This is a genomic window from Flavobacterium sp. MAHUQ-57 (assembly GCF_051908335.1).
Taxonomy (GTDB): Bacteria; Bacteroidota; Bacteroidia; order Flavobacteriales; family Flavobacteriaceae; genus Flavobacterium.
This window is the reverse complement of the sequence record NZ_JBPZTE010000006.1, coordinates 481,025-496,024: the sequence shown is the minus strand read 5'-3', so window position 1 is coordinate 496,024 and position 15,000 is coordinate 481,025. Positions and strand designations below refer to the sequence as shown.

The window sequence follows — 15,000 nt, the reverse complement described above, 5'->3', positions numbered from 1 at the left end:
TCAAACGCTATGAAAAAATACCTATATCCCGAAAAAGAACAATGGGAAGCACTTACGGCTAGACCAACTCAAAGTTACGCTGATATCGAAGATACTGTCAAAGCAATTTTCAAAGAAGTCCAAAAGAATGGCGATACAGCAATTGCAAAGTATACTTCCTTTTTTGACGGCGTAACCGTGCTAAACATGAAAGTGTCTAAGAATGAAATTACTAAAGCAGAAGCTTTGGTAAGTAATGAACTTAAAGAAGCAATCGCCTTAGCAAAAGCCAACATTGAAACTTTTCACGCTGCTCAAAAAACAACAAAAATTGAAATTGAAACAACTGAAGGTGTACGTTGTTGGCAGGAAAAAAGAGCAATTCAAAAGGTTGGTTTGTACATCCCGGGTGGATCAGCACCACTATTTTCAACAGTTCTCATGCTTGCCATTCCAGCGAAATTAGCCGGTTGTAAAGAAATTGTATTGTGTACACCTCCAGATAAAAAAGGGAAAATCAATCCCGCAATTCTTTATGCCGCAAATCTTTGTGGGGTAACAACGATCTATAAAGTAGGCGGAATCCAAGCTATTGCAGGAATGACATTCGGCACGAAAACGATAGATAAGGTGTATAAAATTTTCGGACCCGGAAATCAGTTTGTAACCGTGGCAAAACAATGGGCAACACAATACAATGTCGCCATTGACATGCCTGCAGGTCCAAGTGAATTGTTGGTTTTTGCAGACGCATCGGCCAATCCCGCTTTTGTAGCATCTGATTTGCTTAGCCAGGCGGAACACGGATCAGATAGTCAAGTGATTTTAACGACGACTTCAAAATCCATACTGAAATCGGTAGAATTGGAAATCGAAAAACAAATCAACGAGTTGCCAAGAAAAGCAATCGCACAAAAAGCAATCGATAATTCTAAACTTATTTTATTGAAAAACAATCAGGAGGCAATTGATTTTATCAATGACTATGCTCCGGAACATTTCATTATTTCATCTACGAATGAAGAGTTCTTTAGCAATAACATAATCAACGCAGGTTCAGTATTTATAGGTAACTATACTCCGGAAAGCGCAGGTGATTATGCCTCGGGAACCAATCACACATTGCCAACAAACGGTTATGCTAAAAATTATAGCGGTGTCAATTTGGATAGTTTCCTTAAAGCGATGACGTTTCAAAGAATTACAGAAAAAGGAATTCAAAACATAGGCAAAGCAATCGAAATCATGGCAGAAGCCGAAGGTTTGCAAGCGCACAAAAATGCAGTCACAATTCGTTTAAAAGCTCTAAACAATGGAAATTAAACAGTTACTCCGAAAAAACATAGCGCATATGAAAGCGTATTCTTCGGCTCGGGATGAATATAAGGATTTTGAACAAAGTAGGATTTTTTTAGATGCTAATGAAAATCCGTACAACACAGGTGTGAATCGTTATCCAGATCCACAACAAATTTCTGTAAAGAAAAAACTAGCGGAACTGAAAGGAATTGCAGAGCGTCAAATTCTATTAGGAAATGGTAGTGATGAAGTATTGGATTTGGTATTCAGAGCCTTTTGTGAACCAAATATTGATAATATAATTACGTTGCCACCTACTTATGGAATGTATGATGTTTTGGCCAATCTGAATGCAATTGAAAATAGGGAAGTAGTACTTACCAATCAGTTTCAACCCAATGTGGAAGGAATTCTAAGTCAAATCGATGCCAATACTAAAATCATTTTTATTTGCTCACCTAATAATCCCACAGGAAATACTTTTTCAGAAAAGAGTATAGAAATTGTATTGAAAGGTTTTAACGGATTGGTTGTTGTTGATGAAGCGTATATCGATTTTTCTGACAAAGAAAGTTGGTTGAAAAAAATAGAGGAATATCCTAATTTGATTATTGCGCAAACGTTATCTAAAGCTTACGGTTTAGCAGGTATTCGTTTAGGAGTTTTATATGCTTCTGAAGAAATTATTACTATTCTGAATAAAATAAAACCACCATACAACGTGAATGTTTTAACTCAAAGTAAAGCTTTAGAACAATTAAATAATAATGAACAAGTAATTACCCAAGTTGCCAGAATTAAAAGGCAAAGAGAAGTTATACTTAAACAATTACTTGAGGTAAATTTTGTAAATAATGTTGTTTCATCCGATGCTAATTTTCTATTGGTTAAAGTGGATGATGCCGATCGAAGATACAACCAGTTGCTCAACAAAGGTATCGTGGTAAGAAACCGATCAACACAACCACTGTGCGATAATTGCATCAGAATAACCATTGGCACAGAAGAAGAAAATACACAACTTATAAACGCTTTAAAATCAATTCAGAATGACTAAAAAAGTTTTATTTATCGATAGAGACGGAACCATCATACAAGAAACAATTGATGTACAAATTGATAGTTTTGAAAAAATGATTTTCTATCCTAAATGCATTTCGTACTTAAGTAAAATTGCCAAAGAATTGGACTTCGAATTGGTAATGATTACAAATCAGGATGGATTGGGTAAATCTAGCTTTCCGGAGGATACGTTCTGGCCCGTGCATAATTTCATTATGAAAACCTACGAAAACGAAGGGGTTGTTTTTGACAAAGTTTTTATTGATAAAACGCTCCCGAATGAAAATGCACCTACTCGTAAACCACGTACTGGTTTATTGAAGGATTATTTTTCTTCTGCCTATGATCTTGAAAATTCATTTGTAATAGGTGATCGCTTAACCGATGTAGAATTGGCTAAAAACCTTGGCGCTAAAGCTTTATTTATTAATGATAAAACCAACTTGGATACAAGTGAACTTTCGGTAAAACAAGAAGATCTTGCTCCTTACATTGCTTTGGAAACCAACGATTGGGAAAAGATTTACGAGTTTTTAAAACTAGAATCCCGTTCAGCTTCTATAGAAAGGAAAACCAATGAAACGGATATTGTTATTGATATAAATCTAGACGGAACTGGAAAAAGCGCTATAAATACAGGTATTGCTTTCTTCGATCATATGCTGGATCAAATTGCACGCCACGGACAAATTGATCTGAATGTCAAAGTCGAAGGTGACTTGGAAGTAGACGAACACCACACCATCGAAGATACTGCCATTGCTCTAGGTGAAGTTTTCGCAAAAGCATTAGGTACAAAATTAGGTATCGAACGATATGGATTTTGCTTGCCTATGGACGATTGTTTAGCGCAAGTTGCCATCGATTTCGGAGGAAGAAACTGGCTGGTTTGGAACGCTGAATTCAAACGAGAAATGATCGGTCAAATGCCTACGGAAATGTTCTACCACTTTTTCAAATCATTTACCGATGGAGCCAAATGCAATCTGAATATTAAAGCAGAAGGAACTAACGAACATCATAAAATTGAAGCTATTTTCAAAGCTTTTGCCAAAGCGATAAAAGCTGCTGTAAAACGAGATACAGAGAAAATGCTGCTACCAACAACAAAAGGAATGTTATAATGAAAATAGCAATCATAGATTACGGAGCGGGAAACATTCAAAGTGTTCTCTTTGCATTGGAACGGTTAGGGTATGAAGCCGAAGTAACCAACGACTGGAATACCATAAAGAATGCGGATAAAGTTATTTTTCCTGGAGTAGGAGAAGCCAGCAGTGCAATGGATAAACTGAAAGAAACCGGTTTGAATGTTTTGATTCCTACACTCAAACAGCCTGTATTGGGTATTTGTCTCGGAATGCAATTATTATGCAAATCAAGTGAAGAAGGAACAACCGAAGCATTAGGGATTTTCGATGTTGCCATTCAACGGTTTTCAGATAATGTAAAAGTGCCACAAATGGGTTGGAATACAATATATGGCTTACAGTCTCCTTTGTTTAAAGGTATTGCAGAAAAGGAATACATGTATTTGGTACATAGTTATTATGCTCCAAAAAATGAATATACCATAGCAACAACCCATTACGGATTGGAATATGCTTCTGCAATGCAACGCGACAATTTTTACGGGGTGCAATTCCATCCCGAAAAGAGTGCAAAAGCTGGAGAAAAAATAATACAAAACTTTTTAGAATTAAGATAAGATGAGAATTATACCTGCCATAGATATTATCAACGGAAAATGTGTTCGCCTTTCAAAAGGAGATTATGCGACTCAAAAAATATATAGCGAGAATCCTTTGGAAATTGCCAAACAGTTTGAAGCACACGGAATAGAATACTTGCATTTGGTCGATTTAGACGGTGCAAAATCCAATACAATTGTCAATTATAAAATCTTGGATCAAATTGCATCCAAGACTTCTTTAAAAATTGATTTTGGTGGCGGATTAAAAAGTAATGATGATTTACGAATCGCTTTTGAAAATGGTGCAAATCAAATCACCGGCGGAAGTATTGCAGTGAAGAACCCTAATCTCTTTCAAGACTGGATTGTAGAGTATGGAGCAAGTAAAATCATTTTGGGTGCCGATGCCAATGATAGAAAAATTGCTGTTTCAGGATGGCAGGAGGAAAGCAAAGAAGATGTAATTGCCTTTATCGAAGGGTATTCTAAAAAAGGAATTGAGTATGTCATTTCCACCGATATTGCTAAAGACGGAATGCTTCAAGGACCAAGTTTTGACTTGTACCAAGAAATTTTAAAAACTGTTCCTACTATCAAACTGATTGCTTCTGGCGGCATTTCCTCTCTAGATGAACTACCACAATTAGCAGAATTAGGCTGCGAAGGAACAATAATAGGTAAAGCGATTTATGAAGGGTATATCTCTTTACAACAATTGGAACAATTTATAATTAATAGTTAAACACAATGCTAACCAAAAGAATAATTCCTTGTCTGGATATCAAAAATGGGAGAACCGTTAAAGGGGTCAATTTTGTTGATTTGAAAGATGCTGGCGACCCCATTGAATTGGCAAAAAAATACGCAGAGACAGGTGCCGATGAATTGGTTTTCCTAGATATTTCAGCTACGGAAGAGCGAAGAAAAACCTTGATTCCATTAGTTCGTGAAATTGCAAGAACTATAACTATTCCATTCACAGTTGGTGGTGGTATTTCAAGTGTTGAAGATGTGAGATTGTTACTTCAAAATGGCGCCGATAAAATTTCAATCAACTCATCAGCAGTTAAAAATCCGCAATTAATCACTGATTTAGCCCGCGAATTCGGATCGCAGTGTATTGTTGTCGCCATTGATGCAAAAAGAATTAATTCCCAATGGATAGTGCACTTGGTAGGTGGAAAAGTAGCAACAGAATTGGATTTGTTTGAATGGGCCAAAGAAGTACATAATCGTGGTGCCGGTGAAATTTTATTTACCTCAATGGACAATGATGGTACCAAAAACGGATTTGCAAATCAGGCATTGTCTACACTCTCGGAGATAGTAAATATTCCAATTATCGCTTCGGGCGGTGCTGGAAATAGGGAGCATTTTGCCGATGCATTTACTATCGGAAAAGCCGATGCTGCCCTGGCTGCAAGTGTTTTTCATTACAATGAAATTGATATTATTGAACTAAAGCGATTTTTACAACAACAAAATATTGAAATGCGATTATGAAACCTGATTTTACAAAAAAAGAAAATAAACTCATACCTGCTATTGTTCAGGATTGTGAAACTAAAAATGTTTTGATGTTAGGGTATATGAATGAAGAATCATTCGCAAAAACATTGGAAACCAAAAAAATTACATTTTATTCTCGCTCCAAAAATCGATTATGGACAAAAGGAGAGGAGAGTGGTAATTTTCTGGAATTGAAAAGTTACCAACTCGATTGTGATCAGGATACATTTTTATTTCAAGTAAAACCAGTGGGACCAACTTGTCATAAAGGAACTGATACTTGTTGGGCAGAAAAGAATGACGCAAACTATGGGTTTTTATCAAATTTGGAAGCAACTATTGCGAACCGCAAGGAAAACAGTACTTCAGATAAAAGTTATGTAGCCACTCTCTTTGAAAAAGGAATCAATAAAATTGCGCAAAAAGTAGGAGAAGAAGCCATTGAAGTAGTTATAGAAGCAAAAGATAACAATGACGATCTGTTTTTAAATGAAAGTGCCGATTTGTTATTTCACTATCTGATACTTTTACAAGCTAAAGGATTTAAAGTGAAGGATGTAGTATCCATTTTGAAAGAAAGAGCAAAATAATTTTGGAAGAGCGGATAGATTATTGGTACTTTTAAAATAAAAAAATGATTTCAAAAACGGAACTTGATTTTCTCTCAGAATTGGCTCAAAACAATAACAGAGACTGGTTTAATGATCAAAAAAAACGATTTGAAAAACATCAAAATGTTATTAAAGCCTTTTTTCAGGAACTCAATAACGAACTTTCGGTAAAGGATAAACTCGAAAAAATGCAAATTCATCGCATTTATAGAGATATCCGATTTTCTAAAGACAAAACTCCCTACAAAAACAATTTTAGCGTAAGTTATGATCGAGCAAAACCATATTTAAGAGGAGGATATTATTTGCATATACAACCTGGAGCTAGCTTCATAGGTGGCGGGTTTTGGGAACCCAATGCGGAGGATTTAAAAAGAATTCGAAAGGAATTTGAATTGGATGATTCCGAAATACGGACAATTATAGCTGAAGAAAATTTCGTAAAACATTTTGGAAGTTTACAAGGAGCAGAATTGAAAACCGCACCAAAAGATTTTGACAAAGAACATCCAGCTATCGATTTGATACGTAAAAAACAATATTTGGTATACAGACGTTTTACAGACAAGGAAGTAGTAGACGTAAATTTTAAAACCGAAGTTTTAAATACGTTTGCTGCAATGCGACCTTTTTTCGATTACATGAGTGATGTACTCGGAACCAATCTCAATGGAGAGCCGATATATTAAATACCAACTATTCTTCTAATAGCTGTATTTGACTTTTCAATCGTTCAATTAATAAATTCATCATTCTTTTATTAAGATTTGATGAATTTTTTATGTATTCCAAATATTCTTCAACCGTAAAAAGAGCGATGATCATTCCTTTTAATGAGTTACGGAACTTAATATCTTTTTGGATTACATTTTCAATGTAGTTGATTTTCTTTTCAGGAGTTAATCCAAAGAAAACTTTTTTCTGTTTGATTGCATAATTGATAAATACCTGAAGCAATAAATCATTTTGCAATTTTAAAATGGGTCTAATGGTTTGATTTTGAAAAGCTTCTTCTATAGATGATTGAGAGTTCACCGTTCCTAAGGCGTCGCCTCTCCAATCCAAAAGTTGTGTATCGCGCGTTTCCATCGTATTTGTTTTTCTTAAATTTACGAAAATTCTGAGTGGAATAGGGGACTTCTTTCGAAAGTTATTAGTAATTTAGTGTTGAAAACCTTACTTATGTATACCTCTAAAATTTTCGTGACGGTTGATGTTGTTTTAGTCAAAGAAACACATCCCAAACAATTGTTATTAATCAAACGCAAAAATGAACCCTTCAAAGATTGTTGGGCATTACCAGGTGGATTTGTTGATGAAAACGAAGATTTGGAAATAGCAGCCAAACGCGAATTGGAAGAAGAAACTCAAGTTAAAATTAATGAACTCCAACAAATAGGAGCCTACGGAAAACCTTTTCGTGATCCTAGAAGTCATGTGGTTTCCATTGCCTATTTCGGTAGAGTTAACGAAAATACAGTAGCTAAAGCTTCAGATGATGCAAAAGAAGCCAATTGGTTTTCTATTAATGAGTTACCTAATTTAGCTTTTGATCACATCGATATTATAAACGATACCATAAATAAACACAACTTACTATGAGATTTCACACAAGAAAATGGGTTAAACCCGAAGATTTAAATCCGAATCACTCACTTTTTGGAGGAAAACTATTGGCATGGATTGACGAAGAAGCTGCTTTATATTCGATTGTGCAACTGGAAAATCCCCGTGTGGTAACCAAACACATGTCGGAAATAAATTTCATTAGTTCTGCTAAACAAGGTGATATTGTTGAAATTGGACTTGATGTAGTGAAATTCGGAAACTCTTCTTTGGTATTGAAATGTGAAGTTCGCAATATGATGACACGTGAAACTATCATTACAATTGATACAATAACGATGGTGAGTTTAGGTGCCGATGGTAAACCAGTGGCACATGGAAAAACTCAAGTAGAATTTGTTAGAGACCGAATTAAAAGTGTCGAGGAATAATCACTTAAGTTGACTTAACCGAACACCTACTAATTGGGTGTTTTTTTTAGATACACATTTCGAGAATAATAAATTCTTTAGGTAGTATTACGCTTCGCTGAAAGCATTTTTACTAGAGGGCATTTCGAAAATTTCTAGATCAAAATAGATAACAGAAGCCAATATATGATCAAAGATATCGCTCATGATATATTCGTAATTTTCAAAACGCTTGTCTTTTGAAAATACGTAAACTTCCAATGGAATTCCATGAGCTGTAGGTTGCAAATGACGACATAGTAAAAGCATATCTTTATTCAACCCTGGATAATTTTCAAGATAACGAGTTAAATATTTTCGGAACAATCCAAAATTGGTTAAATTCCTTCCATTTATGGATAATGATTTATCAATTTCATGGAGTTCATTATGTTTACGGATATCCGCTTGTTTCTTTTCAATGTAAGTACTAATCAGTTGAATCTTTTTGAAATCTTCCAGTTCTTCTTCTCGAACAAATCGGATAGAGCTGGTTTTAATCAGAACATGCCTTTTAATTCTTCTTCCATCGGAATTAATCATGCCTCGCCAGTTTCTGAAACTGTCTGAAATCAAGCTATAGGTAGGAATTGTAGTAGTTGTATTGTCGAAATTACGCACTTTTACTGTTGCTAGATTAATTTCAATAACATCACCATCGGCACCAAATTTGTCCATCGTAATCCAGTCACCAATTCGAATCATATCGTTGATAGAAACTTGCACACTGGCAACAAAACCTAAAATTGTATCTCTGAATATCAAAATAATAACAGCAGAGACAGCTCCTAATGTTTTTACCAATGTATCTGTACCAATATCCATGATTTTGGCAACAATAACAATCACTCCCAGAATCCAAAGCAAAATCATAATTACTTGTACGTAACTATCGATTGGTTTGTCGCTATATTCCGTTTTACTTTTTAAATGATCTCTAGATGCTCTTAGAATGGATTGAACAATCCAAATCACCAATAGTACAATGTAGACTGCAACAAGTCGACCGAAAATTGTTTCCCATGAGGTAAAATCTTCTAAAATGATGGGAACCGACTTATAAATGTAAATCAGAGGTATTAAATGCGAAATATATTTGGCAGTTTCATTAGAAACTAATAAATCATCAAATTTAGTTTTCGATTTCTTAGCAACAATGGCCATAACCGTTACCAAAATGAATCGGAAAACCATATACATCACATAAGCAATACAGCTTAAAATGAGAATGTTAACCAATAAACTAAAATAAGATGCTATAGTCTCATTAAAGCCTAATTTCATTAATAGTTTATAGCACCAACCGAATATTTTCTCAGTAATTTTAAGCATTTCTTAAATATTTCTTCTCAATATAAAATGTACCAAAAGGTGGAATCGAAGCTAGACAAATTATTGCGTATTTTTTCCATTCCCATTTATTCATAAATTTAAGTAGTGTCGCCATAACAATATAGATCGTGAATAATACTCCATGAGCCATACCTATATAGCGAACAAAAACAGGCATATCAAAAGCATACTTCATCGGCATTGCAAAAAAGAAAAGTAAAATAGCCGAAATCCCTTCAATTAGGGCCAGAGTTTTAAAATTTTTAACTGAAATCATGGGTGTTTTTTATTGAGTTTTATAAACGAATTTTCGGTGCAAATTCTTATGCAAAGAAAAGAAATCTTTTACAAAGAGAAGCTTCACTAATCCATACAAATTAGTTAAAAATTATATAAAGTAAAATTTTATCTTAAAAAGTGCTAGAGAACAGTTTTTTAGGTGTACTTTTGCAAAAATTGATAAAAACAGATGTCAAATCAGGATTTGGAAACTATAACGGAAGGGAGAAAGGAGCTATACAGTTACCAAAAGCGTGATATCAGCGCCATATTTGATCGTATGGATGAAGTTGAACCGAATTATCATCTCTTATATCAATTGCCAACAGGAGGAGGGAAGACAGTAATATTCTCTGAAATAGTGCGCAGATACCTAGAATATCACAATAAAAAAGTGATGGTTTTGACGCATAGAATTGAACTTTGCAAGCAAACTTCCAAAATGTTGGATGGATTTGGTGTTAAAAACAAAATCATCAATTCTAAAATCAAAGACTTACCAGATCAAGGCGAATATTCTTGCTTTGTTGCCATGGTAGAAACTTTGAAAAACCGTTTGAATGACGAAAAATTATTGATTGATGATATTGGTTTAGTGATCATCGATGAAGCACATTACAATTCTTTCCGTAAATTATTTTCCTTTTTCAAAAATTCCTTTATTCTTGGAGTTACCGCAACACCATTGAGTTCGAACATCAAATTGCCAATGTATGAAAACTACAAGCAATTGATTGTTGGAGATCCAATTAAAAAATTAATTGATAACGGTTATTTGGCTAAAGCAAATACGCTTAGTTATGATGTTGGTTTACAAAGTTTAAAAATTGGAATTAACGGAGATTATACAGTGAAGTCTTCTGATGAATTGTATTCTCAATTGGATATGCAGAGCAAATTGTTAAATGCTTATGAAGAAGTCTCAAAAGGAAAAAAAACACTGATTTTCAATAACGGAATTCATACTTCTCTGTACGTTTTAGATACATTTACTGAAGCTGGATATACTATCAAACACCTTGATAATACAACATCTGCAGAAGAACGAAAAGATATTTTGAAATGGTTTAAACATACACCGGATGCCATTCTAACGTCTGTAGGTATTTTAACGACCGGTTTCGATGAACCAACAGTGGAAACTATAATTATAAATCGTGCTACCAAATCGTTGACACTATATTTTCAAATGATTGGACGTGGTTCCAGATTATTACCGAATAAAAAAGAATTTACAATAATTGATTTAGGAAACAATGCAGCAAGATTCGGATTATGGGATGCACCTGTAGATTGGCAGCATATTTTTAAATCACCTGAATATTATTTGGAAAATCTTCGTGAAGACGCTGAAATTGAAATGCATTTTAAATACGAAATGCCAAGCGAAATTCGTCAGTTGTTTAAGAATTCTTTAGAAGTTGATTTTGATATTGATGAAGCATTTAAATTGGCTTTAAAGAAAAATCTTCGTCCCAAAACGGTTATTGATGAATCTATTGACCAACACGCGTTAATGTGCGTTGATAATTCTGATGACTTGAATGAAGCCAAAAGATTAGCGAAACATTTGGAAGAATCTGCCGCATATCGTGTGAAAATATTTTGTAGATGTTTGTCCAATTCTACCAAAAATTACAGGGATTGGCTACTAGAAGAATATAAAAAGAATCTGCAGGTTGCCATTGGCAAAAAGTTCAGAGAAAGATTATTTAGTATGGCCGATTAATTATCGGCTTTATTTTTGAACTATAATTTATATTATGTAAAATAGAAAATTTTTAATTACACTTCTTTCTTACAGATATTGTGCTTACTTTTACCCTTGTAAGACAAACGATATTATAATGAAAGATTCTATTTCTGAAAATGTTGCTAATTTTTTAAAAGATTTCAAACCTTTCAGTTTTTTGAGTTTTGAGGAACTAAAAGTGATTGCGAAAAAAATCCGTGTTCTTCATTTAGAAAAAAATAAAACCTTATTTCAAATTAGTGATAATTTACATGATGTATTTTATGTAATGAATTCTGGCGTTGTGCATTTGACAGTAATTTCAGATGCTGATGAAACACTTTTGAATAAATGTTACGTTGGTGATGTTTTCGGATTACGTCCGTTTTTTGCGAAAAATAACTATCAAATGACTGCCAAAGCCAATGAGGAAAGTATTTTGTATGCTATTCCCATTGATGTGTTTAAACCATTTGTTGCAGAAAATCCAGAGGTTTTGAATTTCTTACTGGAGAGTTTTGCATCCAACTCCAATAATCCTGCGGATAAAGTCACCAATAAATTACTCTTGGATTCGATACAACTGACAGAATTCCAAAATGATTTGTCATTTTTTCAATCTCTTTCCTACAATAAAAAACCACTTATAGTAGATCATGATCAAACCATTCGTGAAGTTGCTTTACTTATGTCGGATAATTTATTAGATAATGCGTTTATAAAAGAAGATGGAAAATTAGTGGGAATTGTGACTGATGCCGATTTTAGATTAAAAGTGGCTACAGGAAAACAAGCAATTCAATCGCATATTGACAAAATAATGACTTTTCCGGTCATAACCGTTACTGAAAATATTTCTTTAGCTGAGGCACAGCTTGTTATGCTTTCGCATAAGGTGCATCATTTGTGCGTAACCATTGACGGTACTCCGCACACCGACGTTAAAGGTGTAATTACTCAAAATGATTTGGTTCAGGCACAGGCCAATTCTCCAGGGGTTTTATTGAAAGAGATCAAACGTTCTGCGACAGCTCAACAATTGAAATCAGTACGCTTGGCATTAGCAGATATTATTCAGCAATCGGTAACCAAAAACATCCCACTTAATCATATTTTCAACGTTTCAGGTGAAATTACGTTGGCTATTATCAGACGTGCAATCGAAATTGCTATTTTAGAATTGGGCTCACCTCCTGTCCCATTTGGTTTCTTTAGTATTGGAAGTCAAGGAAGAAAAGAACAATTACTACTGACGGATCATGATAATTTTTTAATTTATCAGGATGTTGATATTCAAAAAGTTCGCAATGTTAAAGATTATTTTAATCAAATGACCAAGCGAGTTAATGAAATCTTAGAAAAAATTGGATTCAAACATTGTGAGTTTGGCCATAATGCCTATAATCATCATTGGTGTAAATCATTATCCGAATGGGTAAAACAATACGAAAATTGGATCAATACTCCTGGAGAATATACGAATGAGCACTGCTCTATTTTCTTTGATTTCGAATTTGTTTTTGGTGATCAAAACATGGAAAGTGAAATAACAGATACTATTTTTAATCTTAAAAATAAAATTCTCTTTTTTGATTACTTAGGTAATGATGCGATTAATAAACCTGCACCTCTAAATTTCTTCAAAAAGTTCAATGAAGAAGAAGATGGAAAATTTAACGTTAAAGCCAAAGCCATTGATCAATTGGTAGATATTGCTCGTTTATTGGCTTTTCATCATGGTTTAAAAGGGATTAACAATACCTTTTCTAGGTATAAAGAATTGGCTATAAAAGAGAAACAAAATGCCGAAATTTACCTTAATGCGGCTGATGTTTTTCTACTTGTTTCGCGTTTAAGAGCATTAGAAGGTTTAAAAAATGACAATACTGGTATCTTTATTGATGTGGAAAATTTATCAAAAGCGGATAAAGATAAACTCAAAGAATCTTTGCATGTTTTAAAAGATTTGGAAGAAATTGTCAAAGATACTTTTCAATTAACACAATTTTCATAATATGCTGGATTGGCTTAAAAATATTGGTAAGGAATATCCTGATTTTTGGAAAAATTATACAGCTCAATTTGAGCATCATACCAACAGGAAAGTGGTTATTTATCTTGAAACAACCGGGATAAATCCAACCAAAGACAGAATCATTTCAATTGGAGCAGTTTCGGTTGAACATGGTCAAATTATGCTTGAAAATTCGTTGGAAATTGAACTTAATAAAATTGAAATTGTAAAGAGTAAAGAGTTAACCTTTCAGGAAGTTCATGCTATAGAATCTCTAATTAATTTTATAGGAAATGCTACACTCATTGGTCATCGCATTCATTATGATATTGAAATTTTGAATGAATATCTCCATAAATTACACAGTGGTCGTCTTAAGAATGATTTATTGGATATTGAAGTGATGCATGGAAAAATTATCGATCAGAATAATAGGCAATATTCTCTTTTGGAAATTTTCGAATCGTATAAGATACTTCCACCCTATATAACTACTTCGGCCAATTACGCCTTTAGTATTGCCATGACGTATTTAAAAATGCGTGGTAAATTAGGTTTATAATAGTAATAGGAGAAACATTTTATGAATATTTTGAAGAGAAAATACTGCAAACTTCAAATCAGTTGGCTTAAATCTTTTGGTGGTAGTGATGAAAAAATTTCAATTTTACAGTATTACCTAAAAAACAACAAAAAACCTGATTTACGTAATCCAAAGGAGTTTATGGAAAAAACACTTTGGTTGAAATTGTATTACTACACGGAAGATTATGGGAAATTTGCTGATAAATATGACGTTAGAAGGTATGTCGAAGAAAAAATCGGGAAAGAGTATCTTAATGATGTTTACGGAATTTATACTAAAGTAGATGATATCAGTTTTGATGATTTACCCAATCAATTCGTACTTAAAGGCACTCATGGTTCAGGGTATAACATCATAGTTAAAAATAAAAATGAGTTAAATCTTCAAGAAACCAAAATAAAACTGAATCAATTCCTAAAGGATAATTATTATTACAGATTTCGCGAATTGATTTATAAAAATCTTACTCCAAGAATTATAGCTGAAAAATATATTTCGGAAATTGATAGCGATGCGCTGGTTGATTATAAGTTTCACTGTTTTCATGGTGAACCCAAATATGTTTTTGTTCAAAAAAATAAACAGGAAAACCTGAGAAAAAGTTTTTATGACTTAGAATGGAATAAAATAGAACCAGAAAAATATATAGCCGCTTTTTCAGAAGCACATTTTGAGAAACCATCAAATTTTGACGAAATGATTCGGGTTGCAAAAAAATTGTCGGAAGGCTTTATTTTTATGCGTGTTGACTTGTACTCGATTGGTGGCAAAATTATTTTCGGCGAGCTTACTTTTTTCTCGAATGCAGGGTTGATAAGAAGTTCAATTGAAAGATTTAATACAGAATTCGGTGAGTTAATGCAATTACCCCAAGAAACCAACTAGTTTC

The 15,000-nt window shown here is 33.7% G+C and carries 17 protein-coding genes; 14 read left to right on the top strand and 3 right to left on the bottom strand.

The window, feature by feature from the left end:
* Positions 1-9: 9 nt before the first annotated feature.
* The 8 genes from hisD to ACS8MM_RS02545 are packed head-to-tail and all read left to right on the top strand — an operon-like array spanning position 10 to position 6,842.
* Positions 10-1,302, top strand: a complete 1,293-nt coding sequence (gene hisD / locus ACS8MM_RS02580; RefSeq protein WP_379712725.1) for a histidinol dehydrogenase — start codon at positions 10-12, stop codon at positions 1,300-1,302.
* Positions 1,292-2,335: a histidinol-phosphate transaminase gene (hisC, locus tag ACS8MM_RS02575; protein ID WP_379712723.1), complete on the top strand. Its 1,044-nt coding sequence runs from the start codon at positions 1,292-1,294 to the stop codon at positions 2,333-2,335. The genes hisD and hisC overlap by 11 nt, the downstream gene beginning before the upstream one ends.
* Positions 2,328-3,464 (top strand): bifunctional histidinol-phosphatase/imidazoleglycerol-phosphate dehydratase HisB, encoded by a 1,137-nt coding sequence (gene hisB / locus ACS8MM_RS02570; protein ID WP_379712721.1) that lies wholly within the window; start codon positions 2,328-2,330, stop codon positions 3,462-3,464. Before hisC ends, hisB begins: the two co-directional genes overlap by 8 nt.
* Positions 3,464-4,048, top strand: coding sequence for an imidazole glycerol phosphate synthase subunit HisH (gene hisH, locus ACS8MM_RS02565; RefSeq protein ID WP_379712719.1), 585 nt, complete (start codon positions 3,464-3,466; stop codon positions 4,046-4,048). Before hisB ends, hisH begins: the two co-directional genes overlap by 1 nt.
* 1 nt (position 4,049) lies before the next feature.
* Positions 4,050-4,775, top strand: coding sequence for a 1-(5-phosphoribosyl)-5-[(5-phosphoribosylamino)methylideneamino]imidazole-4-carboxamide isomerase (gene hisA / locus ACS8MM_RS02560; protein ID WP_379712717.1), 726 nt, complete (start codon positions 4,050-4,052; stop codon positions 4,773-4,775).
* A gap of 5 nt (positions 4,776-4,780) precedes the next feature.
* On the top strand, positions 4,781-5,536 hold the full coding sequence (gene hisF / locus ACS8MM_RS02555; RefSeq protein ID WP_379712715.1) for an imidazole glycerol phosphate synthase subunit HisF: 756 nt from the start codon (positions 4,781-4,783) through the stop codon (positions 5,534-5,536).
* Positions 5,533-6,132 carry a bifunctional phosphoribosyl-AMP cyclohydrolase/phosphoribosyl-ATP diphosphatase HisIE gene (gene hisIE / locus ACS8MM_RS02550; RefSeq protein WP_379712713.1) on the top strand — a complete coding sequence of 200 codons (600 nt, stop codon included), beginning with the start codon at positions 5,533-5,535 and terminating at the stop codon, positions 6,130-6,132. The genes hisF and hisIE overlap by 4 nt, the downstream gene beginning before the upstream one ends.
* Positions 6,133-6,176: 44 nt before the next feature.
* Positions 6,177-6,842, top strand: a complete 666-nt coding sequence (locus ACS8MM_RS02545; RefSeq protein WP_379712711.1) for a DUF2461 domain-containing protein — start codon at positions 6,177-6,179, stop codon at positions 6,840-6,842.
* A gap of 7 nt (positions 6,843-6,849) precedes the next feature.
* On the opposite strand, the gene ACS8MM_RS02540 is transcribed toward ACS8MM_RS02545, so the two are convergent.
* Complete coding sequence (locus ACS8MM_RS02540; protein ID WP_379712709.1) at positions 6,850-7,242, bottom strand: glyoxalase; 393 nt, start codon at positions 7,240-7,242, stop codon at positions 6,850-6,852.
* A gap of 93 nt (positions 7,243-7,335) precedes the next feature.
* Here ACS8MM_RS02540 and ACS8MM_RS02535 point away from each other — a divergent pair, with 93 nt between their 5' ends.
* Positions 7,336-7,755, top strand: coding sequence for an NUDIX domain-containing protein (locus tag ACS8MM_RS02535; protein WP_379712707.1), 420 nt, complete (start codon positions 7,336-7,338; stop codon positions 7,753-7,755).
* Complete coding sequence (locus ACS8MM_RS02530) at positions 7,752-8,150, top strand: acyl-CoA thioesterase (RefSeq protein ID WP_379712705.1); 399 nt, start codon at positions 7,752-7,754, stop codon at positions 8,148-8,150. Before ACS8MM_RS02535 ends, ACS8MM_RS02530 begins: the two co-directional genes overlap by 4 nt.
* Positions 8,151-8,237: 87 nt before the next feature.
* Here ACS8MM_RS02530 and ACS8MM_RS02525 read toward each other — a convergent pair whose 3' ends face one another.
* Together ACS8MM_RS02525 and ACS8MM_RS02520 are read right to left on the bottom strand one after the other, a co-directional pair.
* Positions 8,238-9,500: a mechanosensitive ion channel family protein gene (locus ACS8MM_RS02525; protein WP_379712703.1), complete on the bottom strand. Its 1,263-nt coding sequence runs from the start codon at positions 9,498-9,500 to the stop codon at positions 8,238-8,240.
* Positions 9,493-9,777: a DUF3817 domain-containing protein gene (locus ACS8MM_RS02520; RefSeq protein WP_379712701.1), complete on the bottom strand. Its 285-nt coding sequence runs from the start codon at positions 9,775-9,777 to the stop codon at positions 9,493-9,495. Before ACS8MM_RS02520 ends, ACS8MM_RS02525 begins: the two co-directional genes overlap by 8 nt.
* A gap of 192 nt (positions 9,778-9,969) precedes the next feature.
* Here ACS8MM_RS02520 and ACS8MM_RS02515 point away from each other — a divergent pair, with 192 nt between their 5' ends.
* From ACS8MM_RS02515 to ACS8MM_RS02500, 4 genes are all read left to right on the top strand, one after another.
* Complete coding sequence (locus ACS8MM_RS02515; protein WP_379712699.1) at positions 9,970-11,508, top strand: DEAD/DEAH box helicase; 1,539 nt, start codon at positions 9,970-9,972, stop codon at positions 11,506-11,508.
* Between the two features lie 118 nt (positions 11,509-11,626).
* Positions 11,627-13,525: a DUF294 nucleotidyltransferase-like domain-containing protein gene (locus tag ACS8MM_RS02510; protein WP_379712697.1), complete on the top strand. Its 1,899-nt coding sequence runs from the start codon at positions 11,627-11,629 to the stop codon at positions 13,523-13,525.
* Between the two features lies 1 nt (position 13,526).
* The gene (locus tag ACS8MM_RS02505) at positions 13,527-14,087 is read left to right on the top strand and encodes an exonuclease domain-containing protein (protein WP_379712695.1); all 561 of its coding nucleotides are present in this window, start codon (positions 13,527-13,529) and stop codon (positions 14,085-14,087) included.
* 21 nt (positions 14,088-14,108) lie between these two features.
* Complete coding sequence (locus tag ACS8MM_RS02500; protein ID WP_379712693.1) at positions 14,109-14,996, top strand: ATP-grasp fold amidoligase family protein; 888 nt, start codon at positions 14,109-14,111, stop codon at positions 14,994-14,996.
* Positions 14,997-15,000 lie beyond the last annotated feature (4 nt).